This window comes from Streptomyces asoensis, from assembly GCF_016860545.1.
Taxonomy (GTDB): domain Bacteria; phylum Actinomycetota; class Actinomycetes; order Streptomycetales; family Streptomycetaceae; genus Streptomyces; species Streptomyces asoensis.
Genome location: NZ_BNEB01000002.1, coordinates 722,189 through 744,287 on the forward strand (window position 1 = coordinate 722,189; position 22,099 = coordinate 744,287).

General features: G+C 74.6%; 17 protein-coding genes. 9 read left to right on the plus strand and 8 right to left on the minus strand.

Features of this window, described 5'->3' with window-relative positions; all coding sequences use genetic code 11:
- Positions 1 to 158: 158 nt before the first annotated feature.
- Both Saso_RS06395 and Saso_RS06400 read right to left on the minus strand, forming a co-directional pair.
- Complete coding sequence (locus Saso_RS06395) at positions 159 to 1,955, minus strand: hypothetical protein (protein ID WP_229901459.1); 1,797 nt, start codon at positions 1,953 to 1,955, stop codon at positions 159 to 161.
- 40 nt (positions 1,956 to 1,995) lie between these two features.
- Positions 1,996 to 2,190: a hypothetical protein gene (locus tag Saso_RS06400; protein WP_020128927.1), complete on the minus strand. Its 195-nt coding sequence runs from the start codon at positions 2,188 to 2,190 to the stop codon at positions 1,996 to 1,998.
- Between the two features lie 262 nt (positions 2,191 to 2,452).
- Between Saso_RS06400 and Saso_RS06405 the strand changes: the two genes are divergently transcribed.
- The 5 genes from Saso_RS06405 (at position 2,453) to Saso_RS06425 (ending at position 8,219) form a co-directional block, all read left to right on the plus strand.
- Positions 2,453 to 2,845: an ankyrin repeat domain-containing protein gene (locus Saso_RS06405; protein WP_189926081.1), complete on the plus strand. Its 393-nt coding sequence runs from the start codon at positions 2,453 to 2,455 to the stop codon at positions 2,843 to 2,845.
- 323 nt (positions 2,846 to 3,168) lie between these two features.
- Entirely contained in the window at positions 3,169 to 4,590 is a 1,422-nt protein-coding gene (locus Saso_RS06410; protein WP_189926078.1) for a HEAT repeat domain-containing protein, read from the plus strand.
- A gap of 217 nt (positions 4,591 to 4,807) precedes the next feature.
- Positions 4,808 to 5,935, plus strand: coding sequence for a glycosyltransferase family 4 protein (locus tag Saso_RS06415; protein ID WP_189926076.1), 1,128 nt, complete (start codon positions 4,808 to 4,810; stop codon positions 5,933 to 5,935).
- Positions 5,932 to 7,281 carry a glycosyltransferase gene (locus Saso_RS06420; RefSeq protein WP_229901458.1) on the plus strand — a complete coding sequence of 450 codons (1,350 nt, stop codon included), beginning with the start codon at positions 5,932 to 5,934 and terminating at the stop codon, positions 7,279 to 7,281. Before Saso_RS06415 ends, Saso_RS06420 begins: the two co-directional genes overlap by 4 nt.
- Positions 7,278 to 8,219: an SGNH/GDSL hydrolase family protein gene (locus tag Saso_RS06425; protein ID WP_189926074.1), complete on the plus strand. Its 942-nt coding sequence runs from the start codon at positions 7,278 to 7,280 to the stop codon at positions 8,217 to 8,219. Before Saso_RS06420 ends, Saso_RS06425 begins: the two co-directional genes overlap by 4 nt.
- Before the next feature lie 73 nt (positions 8,220 to 8,292).
- Here Saso_RS06425 and Saso_RS06430 read toward each other — a convergent pair whose 3' ends face one another.
- Genes Saso_RS06430 through Saso_RS06450 form a run of 5 tightly spaced genes read right to left on the minus strand, consistent with a single transcriptional unit; the run spans position 8,293 to position 12,773 of the window.
- The gene (locus tag Saso_RS06430; RefSeq protein WP_189926072.1) at positions 8,293 to 9,162 is read right to left on the minus strand and encodes a 5-oxoprolinase subunit C family protein; all 870 of its coding nucleotides are present in this window, start codon (positions 9,160 to 9,162) and stop codon (positions 8,293 to 8,295) included.
- A complete protein-coding gene (locus Saso_RS06435) occupies positions 9,159 to 9,812 on the minus strand; it encodes a 5-oxoprolinase subunit B family protein (RefSeq protein ID WP_189926450.1) in 654 nt (217 codons plus the stop codon). Before Saso_RS06435 ends, Saso_RS06430 begins: the two co-directional genes overlap by 4 nt.
- Positions 9,813 to 9,814: 2 nt before the next feature.
- The gene (locus tag Saso_RS06440) at positions 9,815 to 10,579 is read right to left on the minus strand and encodes a LamB/YcsF family protein (RefSeq protein WP_189926069.1); all 765 of its coding nucleotides are present in this window, start codon (positions 10,577 to 10,579) and stop codon (positions 9,815 to 9,817) included.
- Between the two features lie 20 nt (positions 10,580 to 10,599).
- On the minus strand, positions 10,600 to 11,460 hold the full coding sequence (locus Saso_RS06445) for a putative hydro-lyase (protein ID WP_189926448.1): 861 nt from the start codon (positions 11,458 to 11,460) through the stop codon (positions 10,600 to 10,602).
- An 11-nt stretch (positions 11,461 to 11,471) separates the two neighbouring features.
- On the minus strand, positions 11,472 to 12,773 hold the full coding sequence (locus Saso_RS06450) for an MFS transporter (protein ID WP_189926067.1): 1,302 nt from the start codon (positions 12,771 to 12,773) through the stop codon (positions 11,472 to 11,474).
- A 171-nt stretch (positions 12,774 to 12,944) separates the two neighbouring features.
- Here Saso_RS06450 and Saso_RS06455 point away from each other — a divergent pair, with 171 nt between their 5' ends.
- The 4 genes from Saso_RS06455 to Saso_RS06470 all read left to right on the plus strand — a co-directional run bounded on the left by Saso_RS06455 (position 12,945) and on the right by Saso_RS06470 (position 21,016).
- Positions 12,945 to 13,646: a GntR family transcriptional regulator gene (locus tag Saso_RS06455; RefSeq protein WP_189926066.1), complete on the plus strand. Its 702-nt coding sequence runs from the start codon at positions 12,945 to 12,947 to the stop codon at positions 13,644 to 13,646.
- 129 nt (positions 13,647 to 13,775) lie between these two features.
- A complete protein-coding gene (locus Saso_RS06460) occupies positions 13,776 to 15,305 on the plus strand; it encodes a hypothetical protein (protein WP_189926064.1) in 1,530 nt (509 codons plus the stop codon).
- 52 nt (positions 15,306 to 15,357) lie between these two features.
- Positions 15,358 to 16,236 (plus strand): hypothetical protein, encoded by an 879-nt coding sequence (locus Saso_RS06465; RefSeq protein ID WP_189926061.1) that lies wholly within the window; start codon positions 15,358 to 15,360, stop codon positions 16,234 to 16,236.
- 151 nt (positions 16,237 to 16,387) lie between these two features.
- Positions 16,388 to 21,016, plus strand: a complete 4,629-nt coding sequence (locus Saso_RS06470; RefSeq protein WP_189926059.1) for a hypothetical protein — start codon at positions 16,388 to 16,390, stop codon at positions 21,014 to 21,016.
- Between the two features lie 135 nt (positions 21,017 to 21,151).
- Here Saso_RS06470 and Saso_RS06475 read toward each other — a convergent pair whose 3' ends face one another.
- On the minus strand, positions 21,152 to 21,814 hold the full coding sequence (locus tag Saso_RS06475; protein WP_189926057.1) for a hypothetical protein: 663 nt from the start codon (positions 21,812 to 21,814) through the stop codon (positions 21,152 to 21,154).
- Between the last annotated feature and the right edge of the window lie 285 nt (positions 21,815 to 22,099).

Sequence of the window (22,099 nt, forward strand, 5' to 3'; positions counted from 1 at the left end):
ATGGTGAGCGCACCGGCACGGTGCCCGCGCAGGGGCGTGAAGCCCGTGGGGCGACGCCTGCCCGGGTCACGACATGCCCGCGGTTCGCGACACGCGCTCGGGGCACGAGGCCGGCCCGGGGCATGACGGCCGCCTGGGACGCGACGGCCGCTCAAGCCTCAGGATGCCTGTTCGGCGCCCACCGTCTCCGGGTTCCTGGCGTTCGCGTCGGCGGTCTCCGCCGGGTCCGCGGGCGCGTGGTCCGCCTTCGCGGCCACGGTCTTCGCCGGCACGGGGTCCACGATCACCGGCTTCGTGAGCACGGTCCGGACGGGGACGGGCTCGCCGGGCTCGGATGCGGTGGACGCGGACTCCGCGGGGGCCGGATCCGTGATCGCGGGCTGTTCGGTCGGCATCGGCGGCGTCCGCGGATCCTCGGCCGCGGGCACGTGATCCGTGTCCGCCGATTCCTGGCGCGGCGGCAGCAGGTCCAGCACCGCCTGCCGGTGGGCGTCGCTCGTCGCGTCGTCGTACGGGTCCGGGGTGGCCGGCACCTGGAGCCGGTGGACCGGCCCTGATCCGAGCCGCGCGTAGCCGCGCCCCGACGGCACCTGGTCGACGGGGGTGGTGTGCGGCGGTGCGCCGAGGACCGTCTCCAGCTGCTCCCTCGACGCCGGGCCGAGGGCGACCCGCGCGCGGGTGTGCTGGAGCACGGCGTCGCTCAGGGAGTCCAGGGCGTCGAAGTGCTCGGCGACGACCACCGTGACCCCGGCCGCGCGGCCGTGCCGCAGGGGGACCTGGAGGAGGCTCTGCGGATCCTTGCGGCCGTCGGCGTCGGCCAGATGGGTGAAGGCGGTGGGGCGGTCCAGAAGGATCCACAGCGGGTGCTTGGTGTCGTCGGGCTGCGGCCGGCCCTCCTGCCGGGCCTGGTTCGCGGCGACGAGCCGGCGCTCCGTCTCGCCCGCCGCCCACTCCAGGGCCGCCAGCGCGCCGGCGAACCCGATCTCGACCGCCAGGACGCCGTCCCGGCCGGCGAGACAGGCGTACTCGCCGGTGCCGCCGCCCTCGATCACGAGGACGTCGCCGTGCTCCAGCGCCTGGAGGGCGATGGAGCGCAGCAGGGTGGAGGTGCCGCTGCCGGGCCGGCCGACCGCCAGCAGGTGCGGCTCGGTGGACCGGATGCCGGTGCGCCAGACGACCGGGGGGACGTCGCGCCGGTCCTCGCCGTGGGCGAGGGGGAGCGTGCGCTGGACTCCGGCCGGGTCGGTGAAGCCCAGGACCGTCTCGCCCGGGGCGGTGACGAAACGCTGGGCGGCGATGTCGGTGGGGAGGGCGGTGAGGACGGTGAGCGTGAGCTCGTTGCCCTCCTCGTCCCAGTCGAAGTGGTACTCGCGCCCGCGGCCGGACTTCGCGGCGAGCAGCTGCTCGATCCGGGCGCGCGGGCCGGGCTCCCCGTCCGGGAAATAGGCCGGGTAGCGGATCACGAGGCGGGCCACGCGGCCCGAGTCGTCGAACTCCTGCGTCGGGAAGACGTCCTCCCAGTCGCCGCCGTGGGCGTACAGGGGAGCGGGGTCGTCCGCCGTCGAGAAGTACGGGACCAGGGCCTCGTACAGCACCTGGAGCCGCTGGATCTGCGACTCGTCGGGGCCTTCGGGAGCCGGTGGGTTGCGGTCCCTGCCCTGCCAGGCCGCCGCCGCCATCAGGGTGATGACGGCGAGCAGCGGGCCGTACGGCACCAGCACCACGACCAGGATCGACGAGGCCGCCAGGAACAGCAGCGGTCCACGCCTGTCCCTGGGGGTCTCGGCCCACCTGCGCCGCCCGGCCGAGGCCAGTCGGCGCAGTCCGCGGGTGATCGTGATCAGCGGATGGAGGACATCGGTGGCACTGTCGGCCGCCGTCCGGGCCAGCTCCCGGCTCCGGGCGATGTGCGCGCTGCCAGTGCTCAGGATGCTGGGAAGGGGGCGCCGGGCCACTGCTGTCTCCTGGAGGTGCGTACGGACGGGACGGGCGGCGTCAGAACTTGATGCCGCCGAGGAGGCTGGCCAGGCTCTCGCCGCCTGCCTTGATGCTCGGCGCGATGGCCGTGCTGGCCATGTAGAACCCGAAGAGGGCCGAGACCACGGCGTGCGACGCCTTGAGTCCGTCCTTTCGGAAGAAGAGGAAGACGATGATGCCGAGCAGGACCACGCCTGACATGGACAGGATCATTACGGTTCTCCTGGTTCGCGGGGGACAGTCACCATGAGTACTTCCAGGATCACAGCATGTATCCATACTACAAAAGGTGCAAGTGGGTGAAAAAGTGCTGATTTCCACCGGTCGGTCGAGGGCCTGACGGGTTGCCTGAGCAGCGCAGTTGCGTCGAACGGGTCCGCCCGCGATCCTCGCCGCCGAGGGCACCGGCCAGGTGTCCGACGAGCCAGTACGCTGGCGATTCACCCGAACGGTTGCAACGAGAGGCGGACCGGCCATGAGCGAGGCCCTCGACCCCGAGGTCGTGGAGCTGGCGACCAAGATCTTCGACCTGGCCCGCAACGGCCGGTCCGAGGAGCTCGTGGCGTACGTCGACGCGGGCGTCCCGGCCAACCTCACCAACGACCGTGGCGACTCCCTCGTGATGCTCGCCGCGTACCACGGCCACGCCGACGCGGTCCGGGCCCTGCTGGCCCGCGGCGCCGAGGCGGACCGGATCAACGACCGGGGTCAGACCCCGCTCGCCGGCGCGGCCTTCAAGGGTGAGACGGACGTCGTCAGGGTCCTGCTGGAGGCGGGCGCCGACCCGTCGCAGGGGACGCCGTCGGCCGTCGACACCGCTCGCATGTTCGACAGGGCGGACCTGCTGGAACTGTTCGGCGCGCACTGAGCCGGCGGTTCTGAACAGGTGAAATCGAGTTTTTGATCAGCTGAACGGACGACCACGGGGGAGGCGGTACAAGGCCGCCGGAAATTTCGGTCGCGGCAGGTAGAAGAGCCGGGTCATCATGACGTCGTGATTCACGGACGCGATGGCTGGGCAGGTGTTGCCGCACCGCGCGGGCCGTGATGCGGCCCGCATGGGCCACTGACGAGAGGCAGAGGAAAATGGTCTACAGCAAGCAGGAAACGGCGGGCCCCCCGACGTGTTGTCACGCGGCCAGGTAATGCAGGTCCCCGGTTGCGTCGACGCTTGATGTGAGGCTGTTTCCCATGTTCGATCCGGTCATAGCGCCCAGCGGTACGCTGCTCGGCCTGCTCCAGAGGGGCCGCGGCGACGGCACGCTGCACGCGCTCACCGCACCGCGGGCCGAGGCGCTCGCGGCGCTCAACCACTGTGTGCTGCGGGACCCCCGCCACGACTGGCAGGTGGAGAACCGCTCCCTCTACTACGCCCGCCTCTACCTCGACCTGAACGGCGAGCTGGAGGAGATCGAGGCCCACCTCTTCGACGTCGAGGACTTTTTCGACACCGAGGAGTCCCGCACGGGCCTGGCCCTGGCCGTCCTCGGCCACCTCGCCTCCTACGGCAGGCGGGACGCCCTGATCCTCCTGCGCCGGTACGCGGCCACGGGCGCCAACTGGGCCTGGGCCCTGGACGAGCTCGCCCTGCGCGACGACGACGCCGGCCTGCGCGCCCTGGCCGCGCCCGTCCTCGCCCGGTTCGGCACCGATACCGAGGGCGAGGCCGAGCTCGCCGCCGCCGTACGGGACGCCTTCGAGCCACGCCCCTGGCGGCTGTGGGCCGAGGACCCCCGTGAGTACGTCTCCGCACGCGTGCGTGCCGCTCAGGAGGCCGGCTGTTTCGACCGCTGGCAACGCCAGATGAGTCCCGGCGGGCCCCGCCCCGGCTGGAGCGTCCAGGCCGTGTTCGAGTGGGCCCAGCAGGGCGTCGAGCGCGGAGCCGCGCTCCACGTGCCCGCGGCCCGCTGTCTGTCCGCCGTGGCCGGGCCCGAGGACCGGCCCGAGATCGTGCAGGCGGCCAAGGACGGCGCCGAGGGAGCCCGGTGCACCGCACTGCGCTACCTGGCCGACTTCAACGATCCCGACGCCCTCGTGCTCATCGAACAGGCCGTGGCCACCGGCTCGACGCCCGTCGTCGAGGCCGCCGTCGACGCCTTCGAACGCATGCGCAGCGTCGCGGCCGTGGACCGGGCCCGCGGCTGGGCCCACCGGCCCGACCCGCTGGGCGCCGCGGCCGGCCGCATGCTCGCCTGCCGGGGCGGCACCCAGGACAGCGACCTGGTCCTCGGCGCCCTGCGCGAGGCCGTACGCGGCGAAGGCTGCGACGCGCCGACCCTGTGGACCCTCGTCGACGGCGCCGGACGGCTCGGCATCGTCTGCGCGGCCCCCGTGCTGCGCCACATCTACCGGGAGACGGCCTCGTCCCATCTGCGCGGGCGCTGCGCCCGCGCACTCGCCGCCACCGACCCCTCCTACGCCGCGGGCTTCGCCGTCGAGTGCCTGTGGGACTGCGAGGAGGGCACCCGCGAGATCGCCGCCCGGCACGCCGAGACCGGTGACGCCCGGGTCGTCGAGCGCCTGCGCCGGCTCGCCGCCGACCCGGCCGAGGAGGCGGAGGTCCAGACGGCCGTACGGAGCCGTATCGGACCGGACGCCACGTCCGCGATGTGAACACCGGGACCGGCCGCCGCCCGTGGGGAGCCTGGCGGCGGCCGGTCCGGCAGGTGAACACGCGATGGCCCGCCGGGCGGCCCGGCATGGACGCCGCCCGACCTGCGCGGAACGCCGGGGGCGCATACCGGGTGCGCAGCGCAACGCTCACGGGACGTTAGTCGCGCGGAAAGATCCACTTTGACGCGGCCACGTCCAGGACGGCGACAACACGGGTATGCGTGTCGTCATCGTGACCGAATCCTTTCCCCCCGACGTGAACGGCGTGGCCCATTGCGCCTTCCAGACCGCCCGGCACCTCGTCGAGCGCGGTCACACCCCCGTCGTCGTCGCCCCGGCCACCGCCGCCGGGACCGGGCCGGACGCCGGAGCGCCCTGCCCCGTCGTCCGGGTCCCCTCCCTCCCGCTCCCCGGCTACCCCCAGGTCCGCGTCGCCCTCCCCAGCCGACGCGTCGCCGCCGCCATCGCCGAGCACCGCGCCGACCTGGTCCACCTGGCCAGCCCCTTCGTCCTCGGCGTGCGCGGCATGACGGCCGCCGCCCGGCTCGGCATCCCCGCCGTCGCCGTCTACCAGACCGACCTGGCCGGCTACGCCCGCACCTACATGGGCGCCGGCGAGGCAGCGGCCTGGCGCCGCATACGGTCCGTCCACGCGGCCGCCGACCTCACACTCGCCCCCTCCAGCGCCGCCCGGCGCGACCTGGACACGCACGGCGTGCCCCGGGTGAAACTGTGGCCGCGCGGAGTCGACACCACGCGCTTTCGCCCCGACCGCCGCGACGAGACCCTGCGGCGCGCCCTGGCGCCCGACGGCGAGCTGATCGTCGGCTACGTCGGACGGCTCGCCCCGGAGAAACAGGTCGAGCTGCTGGCCGGCGCCCGCGCCCTGCCGGGCGTCCGCCTCGTGGTGGTGGGGGACGGACCCAGCCGGCCCGGCCTGGAGGAGAGCCTGCCGGGCGCGGTCTTCCTGGGCAGGCGCACCGGCGACCAGCTCGCCCGGATCTTCGCCTCCCTGGACGTGTTCGTGCACACCGGCCCGTTCGAGACGTTCTGCCAGACCGTGCAGGAAGCCATGGCCAGCGGCGTTCCGGTGGTCGCGCCCGCCGCGGGCGGCCCGCTGGACCTGGTCGCCCACGGACGCACCGGCCTGCTGGTGCCGCCCCGGGACGCCGACGCCGTGCGGGACGCGGTGGCGGCACTGGCCGCGGACCCCGCCCTGCGGGACGCCTACGGCGCCGCGGGACGGGTCACGGTCGAGGGCCGTACCTGGGACACCGTCGGCGACCGGCTCATCGGCCACTACGAGGACGTGCTCGCCGCGCGCCGACCGGTGGTGGCGGCATGACCGGCCCGCAGCGCACCGACGGCCCGGACGGCACGGACAGGAGCCGTCCGGGCGACCGGGACCGGACCGCCGCGACCCGCGGCACCCTCGGCACGGGCGGCGTCGACGTCCGTTCCGTGCCGGCGGTGCCGACTCCGGGGCCCCTGCGGATCGTGCGGCTCGCCAACTTCGTGGCCCCCGCCTCCGGCGGACTGCGCACGGCGCTGCGCGAGCTCGGCAAGGGATACCGCGCTGCCGGTCACGAACCCGTCCTGATCGTCCCCGGCGAGCGGGTGAGCGACCGGGAGACCGAGCAGGGGCGGGTCATCACCCTGCCCGGGCCGCTGCTGCCGGGCACCGGCGGCTACCGGGTCCTCACCGACCGGCGCCGGGTCGCCCGCCTCCTGGACGGACTCGCCCCGGACCGCCTGGAGGTCTCCGACCGCACGACCCTGCGCTGGACCGGCAGGTGGGCGCGGCGGGCCCGCGTCCCGGCCGTGATGGTCTCCCACGAGACCGCCGACGGCGTCCTGCGCACCTGGGGCGTGCCTGAAGGGGCGGCCCGCCGCGCCGCCGACGCGCTCAACCTGCGGACGGCGCACACCTACGCGCGCGTGGTGTGCACCACCGAGTTCGCCGAGCGGGAGTTCGTGCGCATCGGGGCCCGCAACGTCGTACGGGCGCCCCTGGGCGTCGACCTCGTCGAGCGCCACCCCGCCCTGCGGGACGCGGGGCTGCGGGCACGCCACGCGCGTGAGGACGAGACGCTGCTGGTCATGTGCACCCGCCTGTCCGTGGAGAAGCGGCCCGGTACGGCGCTGGACGCCCTGGAGGCGTTGCTGCGGCGCGGGGAGCGGGCCGTGCTGGTCGTCGCGGGCGACGGACCGCTGCGGCCCCGTCTGGAGCAGCGGGCACGCGAGCGCGGGCTGCCCGTGACGTTCCTGGGGCACGTCTCCGACCGGGGCGCGCTGGGCGCGCTCCAGGCCTCGGCCGACGTGTGCCTGGCCCCGGGGCCCGCCGAGACCTTCGGGCTCGCCGCCCTGGAGGCGATGGCGTGCGGGACGCCCGTGGTCGCGAGCGCGTCCTCGGCGCTGCCCGAGGTCGTCGGAGCGGCCGGGGCCACGGCGGCCGACCGGGGAGAGGCGTTCGCGGACGCCGTCGAGGACCTTCTCGCACGCCCCAGGGCCGCACGCCGGGACGCGGCACGCGCGCGTGCGGAGTGTTTCGGCTGGGGGACGGCCGTCGACGCGTTCCTCGCGGCGCACGATGCGACGGCTGCGGCGGGCCCGGGCGCACCGGTTGCCCCCGGGGCGCGGACGACCGCTCCCGCCGGGCCCCCTCCTCTCGTGCCGGGAGGCCTGGGATGAGACGCGTCCGCTTCATCGCGCTCGGCGACTCGCTCACCGAGGGCGTGGGGGATCCCGTGGGCGACGGATGGCGGGGCTGGGCCGCCCTGCTCGCCCCCGGACTCGTCCAGGAGACCGCCGAGGAGACCGGCGGGAACGGCGTGGAGACCGGAGGAGGGCCCTGCGCGGGCAACGATGAGGAGGCCGGCGGGAGGACGTGGGCGGGGGTGGAGTTCACCAACCTGGCGGTCAGCGGAGCGCAGACGCGGGACGTGCTGGAACGCCAGCTCGCGGCCGCACTCGCGCTGCGGCCCGACCTCGCCTCCGTCGTCGTCGGCGTGAACGACACCCTGCGCTGCACCTTCGACATCCACGCCGTGGCCGCCCGGCTCGACACGGTCTACGCGGCCCTCGCCGAGCAAGGCGCGCTGCTGCTCACCGCGTGTCTGCCGGACCCGGGCGGCACCCTCGGCCTGCCCGGCCCCCTGGCCCGCCCGCTGGCCCGGCGCCAGCGCGCGGTCAACGCCGTAGTCCACGCGCTGTCCGAGCGCCACGGCGCCGTCCACCTGCACGCCTCGCAGGGCGCCTGGCTGAGCGAGCGGGCCATGTGGAGCGCGGACCGCCTCCACCCCGGCGAACGAGGGCACCGTCAGCTGGCCGTCCGCTTCCACGCGCTGCTGGCCGGTGCGGGCCTCGCGACCGGGCCCGCGCCCTCGCCGGAGCCGGATTCCCCCGAGCCCACCACCTCGGCCGGCCTGTGGTGGCTGGCGACCGCGGGCACCGGCTGGGTGGCCCGCCGGTGCACCGACCTGCTCCCGCAACTCCTCACCCTGGCCGCGGACGAGATGCGCCACCGCGCGCGGGGGACGAGCGCGCGGCTCGACCTGCGGGCCTCCGCGGCGGTGTCCGCGGCGCTCGCCGCGTTGTCCGTGCCCGAGCGGCAGCCGGACGCCGCCTGAACCCCGGCCCCGGCGGCTCCCGCCGCTGTCCGGGCGGCACTCCTGCGGCGGGGCGGCGCGCAGCGACCCGGCGTCACCGTCGGCGGACGGCGACGAAGCGGACCGGGGTGCCGGGCGCCGCCTGGGCGGCGGCCGCGAGGTCGGCCGTGCGGACGACCCCGATCACCGGGTAGCCCCCGGTGGTCGGGTGATCGGCGAGGAAGACCACGGGCCGGCCCGCCGGCGGCACCTGCACGGCGCCCAGGACCATGCCCTCGCTCGCCAGCTCGCCACCGCGCGCACGCTCCAGGGCGGGCCCTTCGGTGCGCAGCCCGATGCGGTTGCTGGCCGACGACACCTGGAACGCCCGCGAGACGAAGGCGCGCACCGCGTCCGGGGTGAACCAGTCCTCACGCGGGCCCAGCGTCACCCGCAGGACGAGTTCGGCCGGGGGCGCCGGCTGCGGTGCGGCGTCCACGCGTGCGTGCGGGACGCGGTCCCCGCCCAGGGGCAGGACGGCGCCGTCCGTGAGCGGCGGGGGGCCCAGGCCCGAGAGCAGGTCCGTGGACCGGCTGCCGAGGACCGGCTCGACGACGATGCCTCCCGCCACGGCCACGTACGCGCGTACGCCGGTGACGGCCCGTCCGACCTCCAGCACCGCCCCGGCCCGGATCCGCAGGGGCGAGCCCCAGGCGGCCGGGCGGCCGTCCACGGTGACCCGGCAGTGCGCGCCGCCGACCGCGAGGGTCACGTCGGAACGGGGCCGCAGGGCGCAGCCGTCGAGCGTCGTCTCCAGGACGGCCGCGTCGGCCGGGTTGCCCACGAGCCGGTTGACCAGGGCCGCCGCGGGCGCGTCGAGGGCGCCGGACCGGGGCACCCCGAGATGCGCGTGCCCGGGACGGCCCCGGTCCTGCACCGTGGTGAGCGCCCCGGCACGGACGACGAAGAGTGCGCGGTCGCTCATGAGGTCCCCGTCGCCCTCGCCGGGTCCGCCGGAGCCATCTCCCCGATCGGCACGAAGCGCACGAGCGTGCCCGGCGACAGCAGCGCGGCGGGCACCCGCGCGTGGTCCCACAGGACCGCCTCCGTGCTGCCGATCAGCTGCCAGCCGCCCGGCGACGTACGCGGGTACACGCCCGTGTAGGGCCCCGCGAGCGCCACGGAACCCGCCGGCACGGCGGTGCGCGGGGCCGCCCGGCGCGGGACGTCGTAGCGCGCGGGCAGGCCGGTGAGGTAGCCGAAGCCGGGCGCGAAGCCGCAGAAGGCGACCCGGAACTCGGCTGCCGCGTGGATGCGGGCCACCTCCTCCTGCGGGACGTCCCAGTGCGCGGCGACCTCGGCGAGGTCCGGCCCGTCGTAGCGCACCGGGATCTCCACGGCCGCCTGCTCGCGCGGGGGAGCGGGCGGTACGTCGGAGGCGGCCAGCTCGCTCGCCAGCCTGGCGGGGTCGGTCAGCCCGTCCAGGAGGACGGTGCGGGCCGCGGGCACGATCTCGCGGGCGCTGAGCAGGCCCGCTGCGCGCCGCCGCAGCAGTTCGGCGTGCAGTGCCTCGGCCTGCGCGCCCGACGCCACCTCGACGAGCAGGGCGTCGTCACCGACCGACAGGACACGCACGCTCATGCGAAGGCCTCCACCCGTACGCCCGACTCCTCCAGTTCCCGTCTCACCCGGCGGGCCAGCTCCACCGCGCCGGGCGTGTCGCCGTGCAGGCACAGGGAACGCGCGCGTACCTCGATCGACGCCCCCGCGCGGGAGGTGACCCGCCCGAGACGGCCCAGGGTCAGCGACCGCTCCACGACGGCCTCCGGATCGGTGATCACGGCCCCGGCCTCCGCGCGGGGCACGAGCGTGCCCTCCTCGGTGTAGGCGCGGTCCGCGAAGGCCTCCGGGACGGCCGGGAGCCCCGCGCCGCGAGCCAGTTCCAGCAGGAGTGAGCCGGGAAGTCCCAGGACGGTGAGCGAGGCGTCCACGAGGAGCACTCCGTCGATCACCGCACGGGCCTGCGTCTCGTCGTGCACCACCCGGTTGTAGAGCGCGCCGTGCGGCTTCACGTACGCCACGCGTGCGCCCGCCGCCCGGGCGAACACCTCCAGGGCGCCGATCTGGTAGGCCACCTCCGCGGCCAGTTCGGCGGAGGGCACGTCCATGGCCCGCCGTCCGAATCCCGCCAGGTCCCGGTAGGAGACCTGTGCGCCGATCGTCACACCCCGCTCGGCCGCCAGTTCGCACACCCGGCGCATGGTGGCCGCGTCGCCCGCGTGGAAGCCGCACGCCACGTTCGCGCTGCTCACGACGGACAGCAGCTGCTCGTCGTCGGTCAGCTGCCAGCGGCCGAAGCCCTCGCCGAGGTCGGCGTTCAGATCGATCGCGATCGCGGTCATGGTTCCTTCGTATCTCCTTCTCAGGCCACGCGGTACTGCTCGTCGCGGGCGTCGGTGAGGAACATCTGTCCCGGTGCGTGGGTGAGGGCGAACGGCGGGCGCGAGGCCGTCACCACGGCCTGGGGGGTCACCCCGCAGGCCCAGAACACCGGGATGTCGTCCGGCGTTGCGTCCACCGGCTCGCCGAAGTCCGGCCGGCCGAGGTCGCCGATGCCCAGTCCGGAGGGGGCGCCGCAGTGCACGGGGCCGCCGTGCACCGCCGGGAGCAGGCTGCTCTCCCGGATCGCCGCCGCGAGGTGCTGCGGAGGCACCGGACGCATGGACACCACCATGGGCCCGTGCAGCCGCCCGGCCGGCCTGCACTGACGGTCGGTGACGTACATGGGGACGTTGCGCCCCTGCTCCAGGTGCCGGATCGGCACGCCCGCCTGCGACAGCGCCCACTCGAAGGTGAAGCTGCACCCGATCAGGAAGGACACCAGGTCGTCGCGCCAGTACGCGCGTACGTCCGTCGGTTCGTCGACGAGTTCCCCGTCCGCCCACACCCGGTAGCGCGGCAGGTCGGTGCGCAGATCGGCGCCCTCGGCCAGGACGGTCGTCCAGGAGCCGGCGTCCGTGACGTCGAGCACGGGACACGGCTTCGGGTTGCGCTGGCAGAACAGCAGCATGTCGTACGCCCAGTCGGCGGGCACCGAGATCAGGTTGACCTGGGTGTGGCCCGCCGCCACCCCGGCCGTGGGCCCGGCGAGGCCCGCCCGGAAGCGGGCCCGTGCGGTGGCGGGGCTCCACGCGTACGCGTGCTCGTCGACGAGGGTCACCGGACGGTCCTCCACGAGAGGCGGACGGTCCTCGACGAGGGGCGGACGGTGGTCCTGCGTCAGGATCGGACGGTTCACTCCAGTTCCTTCCCGCGGGTCTCCGGCAGCCCCAGCAGCGCCAGGGCGGCGATGGCGTATCCGACCGCGCCGAAGACCAGCGCGCCGCCCACGCCCCAGCTGTCGGCCAGGAACCCGACGGTGGTGGGGAAGACGGCGCCCACGGCGCGGCCGGTGTTGTACGTGAAGCCCTGCCCGGTGCCGCGCAGCGCCGTCGGGTAGAGCTCGCTCAGGTAGGACCCGAACCCGCTGAAGATCGCCGACATGCAGAAGCCGAGCGGGAAGCCCAGCACCAGGAGCACGGTGTCCGCGCCGCCAGGGATGTTGGCGTACGCGAGGATGCACGCCGCCGACAGCAGGGCGAACAGCCAGATGTTGCGGCGCCGGCCCAGCCGGTCGGTGAGGTAGCCGCCGGTGAGGTAGCCCAGGAACGCGCCGGAGATCAGGAAGGTCAGATAGCCGCCGGTGCCGACCACCGACAGACCGCGCTCGGACTTCAGGTAGGTCGGCACCCAGGTCGCCAGGGTGTAGTACCCGCCCTGGACGCCGGTGGACAGCAGCCCGGCGAAGAGCGTCGTGCGCAGCAGCGGTCCCTTGAAGATCGCGGGGAAGGAGCCCTTCTCGGTGCTCCGCTCGCGTGCCGCGGCCGCTTCCGGCGCGTCCTGCACCCGGCGCCGCATCCACACCACGAGCAGCGCGGGCAGGGCACCCGTCCAGAACATCACGCGCCAGGCCGTGTCGTCGCCGAAGAACGAGAAGACCAGGGTGTACGCGAGGGCCGCGAGCCCCCAGCCGACGGCCCAGGAGCTCTGGATCGCGCCCAGGGTGCGGCCGCGGTGCTTCGGGCTCGCGTACTCGGCGACGAGGATCGCGCCGACCGCCCACTCACCGCCGAAACCGAGCCCCTGAAGGGACCGGAAGACCAGCAGCGTCTCGTAGGTGGGAGCGAAACCGCAGGCCACCGTGAACACCGCGTAGGTGACCACCGTGATCATCAGCGCCCGGACCCGGCCGATCCGGTCGGCCAGCACCCCCGCCGCGGCGCCGCCTATCGCGGAGGCGACCAGCGTCACGGTGGTGAACAGGCCTGTCTGAGCGCTGTCCAGGCCGAAGTACGCGGCCAGCGCGACCATGCTCAGCGGCAGCGTGAAGTAGTCGTAGGAGTCCAGGGCGTATCCGCCGAACGCGCCGGCGAAGGCGCGGCGGCCCCGCGGCCCGAGGGCGCGCAGCCAGGCCAGGGCCCCGTCGTCGGGGACCGTCGCGGTGGTGAGGGGTGCGCTGTCGGAGGTCGTGGTCCGCGGTGGAGGGGATGTGCTCAAGGGGCACCTCGCTGAGGGAGGACGGAGGGTGCGGGAAGTGAGCCGTGCCGTGCGGAGGCGGCCGCCCACGAGGGGGACGGACGGTGCCATGCAAAGGAAGGTAGAGGATCGTTGAACGATCCTTCAATACCCCTGTTGTTTCGTTCTCGTGCCTGCGGTTGAATTCCGGGCATGGCAGAGCAGCTGGCGGGACTGGCCGACGACCGGGCCCTCCTGGGCCGTACGAGCACGGCCGAACGGGTTTCGGACATCCTCAGGAGCCGTATCGCCGAGGGCTACTTCCCGCCCGGGACCCGGCTGTCCGAGGACAGCATCGGCGGAGCGCTCGGGGTCTCCCGCAACACGCTGAGGGAGGCGTTCCGGCTGCTCACCCATGAGCGCCTGCTCGTCCACGAGCTCAACAGGGGGGTCTTCGTCCGGATCCTGACCGTCGAGGACGTCGAGGACATCTACCGCACGCGGACCCTCGTCGAGTGCGCCGTCGTGCGCGGCCTGGGGGAGCCGCCGTACGCCCTGGAGGGCCTGCGGGCGAGCGTCGCCGAGGGCGAGCGGGCGACCGTCGAGAACGACTGGAAAGAGCTGGGCACCGCCAACTTCCACTTCCACCGCGAGCTGGTCGCCCTGGCGGGCAGCGCCCGCACCGACGAGCTGATGCGCAGTGTCTTCGCCGAGCTGCGCCTCGCCTTCCACGTCGTCGACGAGCCGCGCTCGCTCCACGAGCCCTACCTGCGGCGCAACCGCCAGATCCTCCAGGCGCTCGAGGCGGGGGACGGGGCGGAGGCGGAGCGGCTGCTCACGGGATACCTCGCCGACTCCTCGGCCCGGGTGGTCGAGGTGTACCGGCGGAGGGTGGCGGAGGAACGCGCCCTCTGACGGGCGCGGAACCCGCGCGGGGAGCCGCCGGAGCGCGGCCGGGAAGCGTCCGGCCGGCGCCCGCCCGCGCGCCGGAGGCGATCCGGGTCGTTTGGGTCGATGTCAGACCGAGGACCTAGTCTGTGCACCGTGACTTCGCCTGCGACGACGGACCGTGTTCCGCCCCAGCTCAGCGCGGGGCCGCGCCCCGCTCCGGGCCCGGCGGCCGACGAGGGGCTGGCGCGGCGGCTGCGTGCGCTCGCCTGCACCGCGCCGATCCACGACCTCGACGCGCGCAAGGCCAATCTCGCCGGCGAGTACTCCGTCTACGGCATGGCCGAGATCGCCCTGTCGGCCATCGACCTCGTCACGCTCAACATGGACTTCGACACCGGCGCCGACCACGACCAGATAGTGGCCCGCCTGATGCCGCGCATCGCCGCGCAGGCCCCGCGCAGGCCTGTCGCCGAGCACGAGCGGGTGGCCCGCTGGGTCCTGGAGAACCTGATCAACGTCGGCAGCGTCGACCGCGGCTTCCGCGCCGCGTACGGCACCTTCGCGCCGGACGGCACGTACGTGCGCCGCGACTACGACTTCAAGCTGATCGAGGAGGTCCCCGGCTACGGCGGCGCGGTCTACCTGCGCACCACCGACGAGGCGGTCAACGTCCTCGTCGGCGCCCTGGACACCGACGTCACCAGCGCGCAGATCGCCGCCGAGGTCAAGCTCGAGGTGCTCGTCCGGCGCGGCCGTCTCGCGGACGCGCAGCTGGCCGCCGAGCAGGCCCGCTATCGCACCGTGCAGTACTCCGAGACGCTGCGCCGCGCCTTGGAGGCCACCCGGCGCAACGTCCGCGCGGTCGACTGGCTCAACGCCGTGCCCGACATGATCGCCGAGGCCCTCGACCACGTCGCCGACCGCTACCGCCACGAGAACGCGATCCTCACCAACATCCGCAAGGCCCGCGACGAGATCGAGGACCCGGAGAACAAGCGGCGCGCCGCCGAACTGGTCGACATCGTCAAGGACTGCATCCGACGGCACACCCAGTTGCAGTCCAGGCTGCTGGAGGCCGGTCCGCTGTTCCGCGCCGAACAGGACCGCCAGGCCTTCGCCACACCCATGACGTCCGCCGGGACGGACCTCTACGGACACCTCGTCCTGCCGGTGCTGCCGCTGCCCTTGGAGCAGGCGGTCCGCGTCACCGACGCGTTCTTCGCCCACGGGACCGGGCTGCGCACGCCGGTGTCGGTCCGGTTGGGTGATCTCGTCGACCTGCTGTTGACGCCACCCGTGGAGCGGGAGCACCTGGGCGCGGAGATGCCGGAACCCGACCTCATCGCGACACCGGACGACAGCCGGTTCAGCGAGGCCCAGCTGACCATGGCCAAGGAGCTGCTCGATCTGCCGGCGGACGCGCCGCGACGGCTCTCGGGACTCCTCGAGGAGGCCCGCGCCAAGGACGGCGAGGAACTGGCCTACCTCGTCGCCCTGCTGGCCGTGCACGCCGCCAGCCCGGCCGTGGGCACCGCCTACCGCCAGGGCGAGGAGAAGCTGCTGTTCGCCGTGGACGACGGGACCGAACTGGACGACCCGGGCTTCGGCGGGGCCGACCTGATCGTCGGCACCGCGCTGCTGGACGCCGCGGGGATGGCGGCGGACCGTACGGAGGCGGCATGAGACCGGCCGGGGACCCAATGAACGAGCACGAGCACACCGAGGAGCCGAAACCGTGAGCGACCACGTCGAGCGGAGTGAGCAGGAGGCCGTCACCGCGCCGGCCTCCTCCGCCGTCACCCCCGCCGACGCCGCCGACGCGGCGCGGCTCGTCGCGTTCGGCCTGCAACCCAAGGTGCAGCCCGCCCGCGACCAGGAGTACGCGGAACTGCTGCGCCGCTACCGCGAGGACCCGCCGTTCGCGCGGCTCGCCGACGCCGTGGCCGCCGGACTGGGGCTCGTCGTCCTGGAGGTCTCCCCGCGCGCGGGGATGGCCGTGACCGCCGCCGAGGACTCGGTGTTCGCCGTGCGGATGGGGGACTACGCGCGTCGTACCTCCGCCGACGGCGGCGACCGCTTCCTGCACGGGCTGGCGCACCTCTCCGTCGCGGCGATGGCCTTCCCCCGGCCCGAGGACCTGGCCGACGACGGGTACATCGGGCGCGTCAGCGTGAACGGCGTGGACGCCTTCGTGCGCCAGGCCTGCCGCCGTCTGGAGGAGCGCGCGCAGGAACAGGGCGAGAACACCGACCCCGCGACCGACGCGCCCGGCCTGGAGGCCGCCTGGCGGATCTGGGCGAGACGCAGTTCCACCGGAGCCACCAAGGACGCGCGCAGACTCGCCGGTTCGACGACGGGCATCGTCGGCAAGGCCGTCGCGTTCCTCACGGACTCCGGCTTCCTCCAGCGCACCGGCGACGACGGCGGCGGCACCTACCGCACGACCGCCCGCTACCAGCTCCAGGTGCGCGACATGGCGGGTGGCGCCGCGATGGCCGAGCTGCTGGAGCTGGGCGTCGTCCCGGTCACCGACGGCACGCCCACGCTGCTGCCCCCCGAGGAGACCGAGGACCTCGATCTGGTGGCCGACGCCGGACTGCCCTTCCACTCCTGAGGCCCCGCGGCCGCGGACCCCCAACCCGCGAACCCCGAGCCCGAGAAACCCCGAGCTTCCGAAAATCCGATCCCCCCGGGTCCGCAAGGGCCTCCGCGTCCAGAGCTTCCGAAGCGCCCCCCGATCTGCCGAAGACTTACGAGAGTCCGCCATGTACGAGCTGTCCCGGGTCCGTCTCTACTCCATCGGGCCTGCCGGTGCGCGCTATGCCGACACCGTGCTTGACCTGCGGGGCGTCGGCGACGTCGTGCCCGATCCCGCCCCCACCCAGGCGGAGTTCTTCCAGGAGGAGCCCGTCGGCCCGCCGCGCCGGCCCGCGCCGGCGGGCGTGCTCTTCCTGGAGAACGGCGGCGGCAAGTCCGTCCTGCTGAAACTGATCTTCTCGGTGATGCTGCCGGGACACCGCAACACCCTGGGCGGGGCCAGCTCCGGTGTGCTGCGCAAGTTCCTGCTCGCCGACGACTGCGGACACGTGGCGCTGGAGTGGCAGCACGTCCTCACCGGCGAGTGCGTGGTCGTCGGCAAGGCGAGCGAGTGGCGCGGGCGCCAGGTCTCCAACGACCCCCGCAAGTTCGCCGAGGCCTGGTACTCCTTCCGCCCCGGGCCCGGGCTGAGCCTGGACAACCTGCCCGTCGCCGAGTCCACCGCCGTACGTCCGCCCGTCGAGGGCGCGTCCGGCGCCCGGGGACGGCGGCGCACGATGAAGGGGTTCCGGGACGCCCTCACCGAGGCGGGGAAGGCGTATCCGCACCTGGAGGTGCACTGGGAGGAGATCCACGACCGCTGGATCGAGCACCTCGGCGAACTCGGGCTCGACCCCGAACTCTTCCGCTACCAGCGCGAGATGAACGCAGACGAGGGCGAGGCCGCGGGCCTCTTCGCGGTCAAGAAGGACTCCGACTTCACGGACCTCCTGCTGCGCGCGGTGACCGACACCCGGGACACCGACGGCCTCGCGGACCTGGTCAGCGGCTTCGGCAACAAGCTCGGCCGCCGCGCCGAACTGATCGCCGAACGGGACTTCACCGCCGGGTCGGTGGACCTGCTCGGACGCATCGTCGAGGCCGCCGAGACACGGGCACGCGCGCGGGACGTGCATGCCGGTGCCGAGCGGCGCACCCGAGCGCTGGCCCGGCGGCTGTCCGCGCGGGGTGTGCGCGAGAAGGCACGGGCCGGCGATCTCGCCCAGCGGGTCACCGCCGCCGCCTACGCCGTCACCCACTCCGAGGGGGCACGCGGGCGCAGCGCGCTGGTCGCCGCCGAACTCGCCTACCGGCACGCCTCGCTGGCCCTCGCCGCCGCCGAGAAGTCCGCCGCCGCCCAGAAGCGCGAACTCGCCGACGCGCGCACCCTGCACTCCGCCTGGCAGGCCGCCGAGGCCGTGCTCCGCCACCGCGCCGCCGCCGACCGGGTCGCGCGCGTCTCCGTGGCGATCCAGGAAGCCGAGCGCGACGCCGCTCCCGCGCTCGCCGCCCGCGCCAAGGCCGCCGTCGACCTCGTCCGGGCCCTGCACGCGGCCGCCGGGCGAGCCGAGGCCCTCGCCAACGAGGAGGAGGAACGCTCGGCCGCGCTCCAGGAGGTGGGCGAGTCCGCGCACCGGGACTCGACGTCCGCCGCGACCGACGCCCAGCGCGCCCGCAGCGAGGTCGGCCATCTGCGTCAGCGTCTCACCGAGGTCGAACAGGAGACCGCCGAGGCCGTCCGCGCGGGCTGGCTCGACGACAGCGCGCCCGACGCCGACCCGGCCCGCGCCGCCCTGGCCGCCAGCGACGCGGAGAAGACGGCCGTCGCCGCCTGGGACGTCGCACGCGACGCCGCGCGCAAGGCCGGCGACCACGCGCGCGAGGCCGCCTCCGCCGAGTCCCGCGCCGAGCTGACCGCGGCCCGCGCCGCCGACGCGGCGGCGGCCTCGCAACGGTCGTACGAGGCCGAACGGTGCCTCGCCGAGTCCCTGGCCGGTGAGGAACGCCTCGCGGAACTGCTCGGCCTGACCGGCGCCACCCGCCCGCGCATCCCCCAGCCCCGGCAGAACGGCCCGACACCCGACGGCTCCCTCCTGACCCCCGAGGACCTCGACCGCTGCGCCGACGAGCTGCGCGAGCTCCTCGACGACGCCGTCTCCTCCGCCGAACGGCAGCTCTTCGAGCTGCGCACCGCGGCCGCCGACGACTCCCGCATCCTCGGGGCCCTCGGCGACGGCGGCCTGCTGCCGCCCGGCCCGGACGTGCTGGCCACCGTCGAGTTCCTCGGCGAGCACGGCATCCCCGCCCTGCCCGGCTGGCGCTACCTCGCCCAGGCCGTCGACCCGGCCGACCACGCGCGGGTGCTGGCCGCCCGTCCCGAACTGGTCGACGGCGTCATCATCACCGACCCCGCCTCCCACGCACGCGCGCGTGAGGCGCTCGGCGAGGCCGCCCTGCTGCCCCGGTCCGCCGTGGCCGTCGGGACGGCGGCCGCCCTGCTGGCCCCGACTCCGGCGGAAGACGCCGCGGACAGCGACGTCTTCCTCGTCCCGCCGAACCCGGCCATGCACGACGAGCACGCCGCCGACGAGGAACGCCAGACGCTGCGCGCGCGGGCGACCGAGCGCGACGAGGACATCCGGCGGCTCGCGGCGCGGCTCGCCAAGGACCGCGAGCTGACCGCCCGGCTCAGCTCGTGGCGCACCGGCTGCCCGGCCGGCAGGCTCACCGAGCTCGCCGGGGCCGCGACGCAGGCCCGCACGTTCGCCGAGGAGGCCGAGGCCGAACTGTCGGAGGCGCGGACCGTTCGCGCCGAGGCCGACGAGACAGCCGCCGAGGCGGCCCTGATCCGCGACGAGCGACAGGAGGCCGCGCAGAAGGCCCGGCGCGCCGCCGACGCCCTCGCCGGACTCGCCTTCCGGCTGCGCGAGCGCGCAGGCTGGCAGGTCAAGGTACGGGAACTCACCGACGAGGCGGCGGAGTCGGAGGCCCGCGCCCAGACCTGTCTGGAGCGCGCCCGCGCCGCCGACGAGGACCGGCGCGGCGCGCAGCGCGCCGCCGACGACGCCCGCCGTACCGCCCGTGCGCTGCGCGCCGAACGCGCCGAGATCGCCGGCGCGCCCGACGACGTACCGGAGGACGGCACCCAGACCTCGCAGGCGTCCCTGCCCGCCCTGCGCGAGGCCTACCGTGCGGCGTCACAGCTGTACGAGAAGGTCGGCGTCGGCGCCGACCTGCGGGCCGAGCAGGCCCGCGCGGAGAGCGACGAGAGCGCGGCCCGCGCGGAGCTGGACCGGCTCAGCAACAAGGTACGCACCCGCGCCGAGCAGCTGCTCCAGTCGCCGGACGGCTCCGACGGGCCGTCCCGGCAGGCCGCCGCCGCCCGGGCCGAGGAACTGGTCCAGCTCCTGGAGACCAGGGTGTCCACCGCGAGCGAGCAGCTCGGACGGCTGCGCGGCGAGGCCGAGCGGCACGCCCCCGAGGACGGCGGGACCCACACCGAGCTGTCCGAGGAACTCCAGCCGCGCGACGCCGAACACGCCCAGGCCCTGCTGCGCACCGCCACCGCCGAACTCGCCTCGCGCGCCGAGGCGCTGGACCGCTCACGCGACGCCCACGCCGAACTCCTCGCCGCCCACCGCGCCGCCGAGGACGCCGCCGGCGGTTTCGACGAGATCGCCGCGATGCTCCGCGACCTGCTGCGGGAACATCCCGGCGAGGAGGACCAGGAGGAACCGGAGCCCTACCCCGGCACCCTCGAGGAGGCCCGCCACACGGCCGCCGAGGCCCGCCGCTCCCTGCGCGGCTGCGCCGCCGACCTGTCCGCCGCCGAGTCCGCGGTCCGTGAGGCCAGCGACATCCTGGTCCGGCACGCCAACTCCACGCGCTACGAGCAGGTCCGCACCCCGGCCCGCCAGCAGATCCGTGAGCTGCCCGCCGCCGCTCTCCCCGAGCACGCGCAGAAGTGGGCGAACGCCTTCGCGCCCCGGCTGCGCGTCCTGACGGACGAACTCGCGCAGCTCGAACGCAACAGGGACTCGATCGTGGACCGGCTGCGGGGGCTCGTCGAGTCCGCGCTCGCCACCCTGCGCTCGGCCCAGCGGCTGTCCCGGCTGCCGGAGGGGCTCGGCGAGTGGTCGGGGCAGGAGTTCCTGCGCATCCGCTTCGAGGAGCCCGACCAGACCACCCTCACCGAGCGGCTGGGCGAGGTCATCGACGAAGCGACCCGCGCGGCCGTGAAGAAGAACTCCGACCTGCGGCGCGACGGGATGTCGCTGCTGCTGCGAGGGGTCGCCGCGGCCCTTCAGCCCAAGGGCGTCGCTGTCGAGATCCTCAAGCCGGACGCCGTACTGCGCGCCGAGCGCGTGCCCGTCGGCCAGATGGGCGATGTGTTCTCCGGCGGTCAGCTGCTCACCGCCGCCATCGCCCTGTACTGCACGATGGCGGCCCTGCGGAGCAACGACCGGGGCCGGGACAAGCACCGGTACGCGGGCACGCTGTTCCTCGACAACCCCATCGGGCGGGCCAACGCGACCTATCTGCTGGAGCTCCAGCGCGCGGTCTCCGACGCCCTCGGTGTCCAGCTCCTGTACACCACGGGTCTGTTCGACACGACGGCCCTGGCGGAGTTCCCGCTCGTCATCCGGTTGCGCAACGACGCCGACCTGCGGGCGGGCCTGAAGTACATCAGCGTCGAGGAACACCTCAGGCCCGGTCTGCCGCAGCAGGCCCCGGCCTCGGACGACGAGGCGGCCCAGGTGCGCAGCGAGATCACGGCGACCCGGATGTACCGGCGGCCCGCGCCGAAGGCGGGCTGACCGGATCCAGGTGGTCCGCCCTGAGGGGCATGAGGGGCCTCGGCTTTTCGACACACAGCCGCGTGTCGAAAAGCCGAGGCCCCTCATGCCGGGCACCTCCGCGCGCCGTCCTTCGCCCGCGTGGCGCCGACGGTCTCAGGAGTGGGACAGCCGGCCGGTGGCCTGCCTGCGTATCCGTGCCTGCGCGCGCTCGGTGACCCGGGCCTGACGCCGCAGCCGGCGACGCTCGCGACGCAGCGAACGCGCGGTGCTGCTCGGCGTGGACACCACGCCGTTGCGCTGGTTCCACACCTGCCGGGTCACCCAGACGTCCAGCACGCCCCAGGTCGCCAGCACCGTGCTGACCACACTGCTGATCACCATGGGGAACGCCAGCCAGGACCCCGCGAGGGTGCACAGGAAGGCGACCATCGCCTGCACCAGCGTCGCCGCGCTGACCAGCACCGCGCGCACGGCCGCCGTCCGCACCGGGTCCGGCATCCGGCGCCGGCGTGCGGGCTCCTCCACCCACAGCGTGCGCTGTGCCGTGCGCTCCCGCTCCCCGCCGGACGCGCGGCCGGGGCCGCTCGCGCCGCCGTAGGAGCGCCGGACGCCCTCGGGCGCCGTGTCGACGGCTCTTCTGGCCGCAGGGACGTCACGGCCGGTCGCACCGTGTCCGGTCGCCGCGCCGCCGCGCTCGTCGGCTGTCTTCAGCCCGCTCACCGGCACCACGTGATCCGGTTTCTCGGGTTCCCGCAATGCCGTACCGCGCGTCGCCGCGCCCTCCTCGGGCGCCTCACGCCGCTCCGCCGTGCCCATCACTGTGTCACTCCCCACCGCCAGCAGACCGCTCGCCTTCGGATCGAAGACCCGACTCCCCAGTGGCTGCCCGGCTTGCGCTGTTTTACGCCGCCCGGGTGCTGCATACGGCACGTGTGGCCGATTCCGCCCCCGATTCCCAATGAGTAGGACGGTCGACGTGCCCCGAAGATTCCCGAGTTGCGAAAAATTCTGGCCAACTCGTGTACGAGACAGACCGGATCCGGCCGGTTCCCGAGGAGGTGATCCGGGGCGTGAATCTCCTGCAATACCCGGACAACGCAC

Excerpts from the sequence above, each read along its gene's own strand:
- Saso_RS06475 (WP_189926057.1), bottom strand. The coding sequence starts at position 21,814 with ATGGGCACGGCGGAGCGGCGTGAGGCGCCCGAGGAGGGCGCGGCGACG.
- Saso_RS06455 (WP_189926066.1), top strand. The coding sequence starts at position 12,945 with ATGGCAGAGCAGCTGGCGGGACTGGCCGACGACCGGGCCCTCCTGGGC.
- Saso_RS06420 (WP_229901458.1), top strand. The coding sequence starts at position 5,932 with ATGACCGGCCCGCAGCGCACCGACGGCCCGGACGGCACGGACAGGAGC.
- Saso_RS06425 (WP_189926074.1), top strand. The coding sequence starts at position 7,278 with ATGAGACGCGTCCGCTTCATCGCGCTCGGCGACTCGCTCACCGAGGGC.
- Saso_RS06440 (WP_189926069.1), bottom strand. The coding sequence starts at position 10,579 with ATGACCGCGATCGCGATCGATCTGAACGCCGACCTCGGCGAGGGCTTC.
- Saso_RS06470 (WP_189926059.1), top strand. The coding sequence starts at position 16,388 with ATGTACGAGCTGTCCCGGGTCCGTCTCTACTCCATCGGGCCTGCCGGT.
- Saso_RS06405 (WP_189926081.1), top strand. The coding sequence starts at position 2,453 with ATGAGCGAGGCCCTCGACCCCGAGGTCGTGGAGCTGGCGACCAAGATC.
- Saso_RS06415 (WP_189926076.1), top strand. The coding sequence starts at position 4,808 with ATGCGTGTCGTCATCGTGACCGAATCCTTTCCCCCCGACGTGAACGGC.
- Saso_RS06400 (WP_020128927.1), bottom strand. The coding sequence starts at position 2,190 with ATGATCCTGTCCATGTCAGGCGTGGTCCTGCTCGGCATCATCGTCTTC.
- Saso_RS06410 (WP_189926078.1), top strand. The coding sequence starts at position 3,169 with ATGTTCGATCCGGTCATAGCGCCCAGCGGTACGCTGCTCGGCCTGCTC.
- Saso_RS06430 (WP_189926072.1), bottom strand. The coding sequence starts at position 9,162 with ATGAGCGACCGCGCACTCTTCGTCGTCCGTGCCGGGGCGCTCACCACG.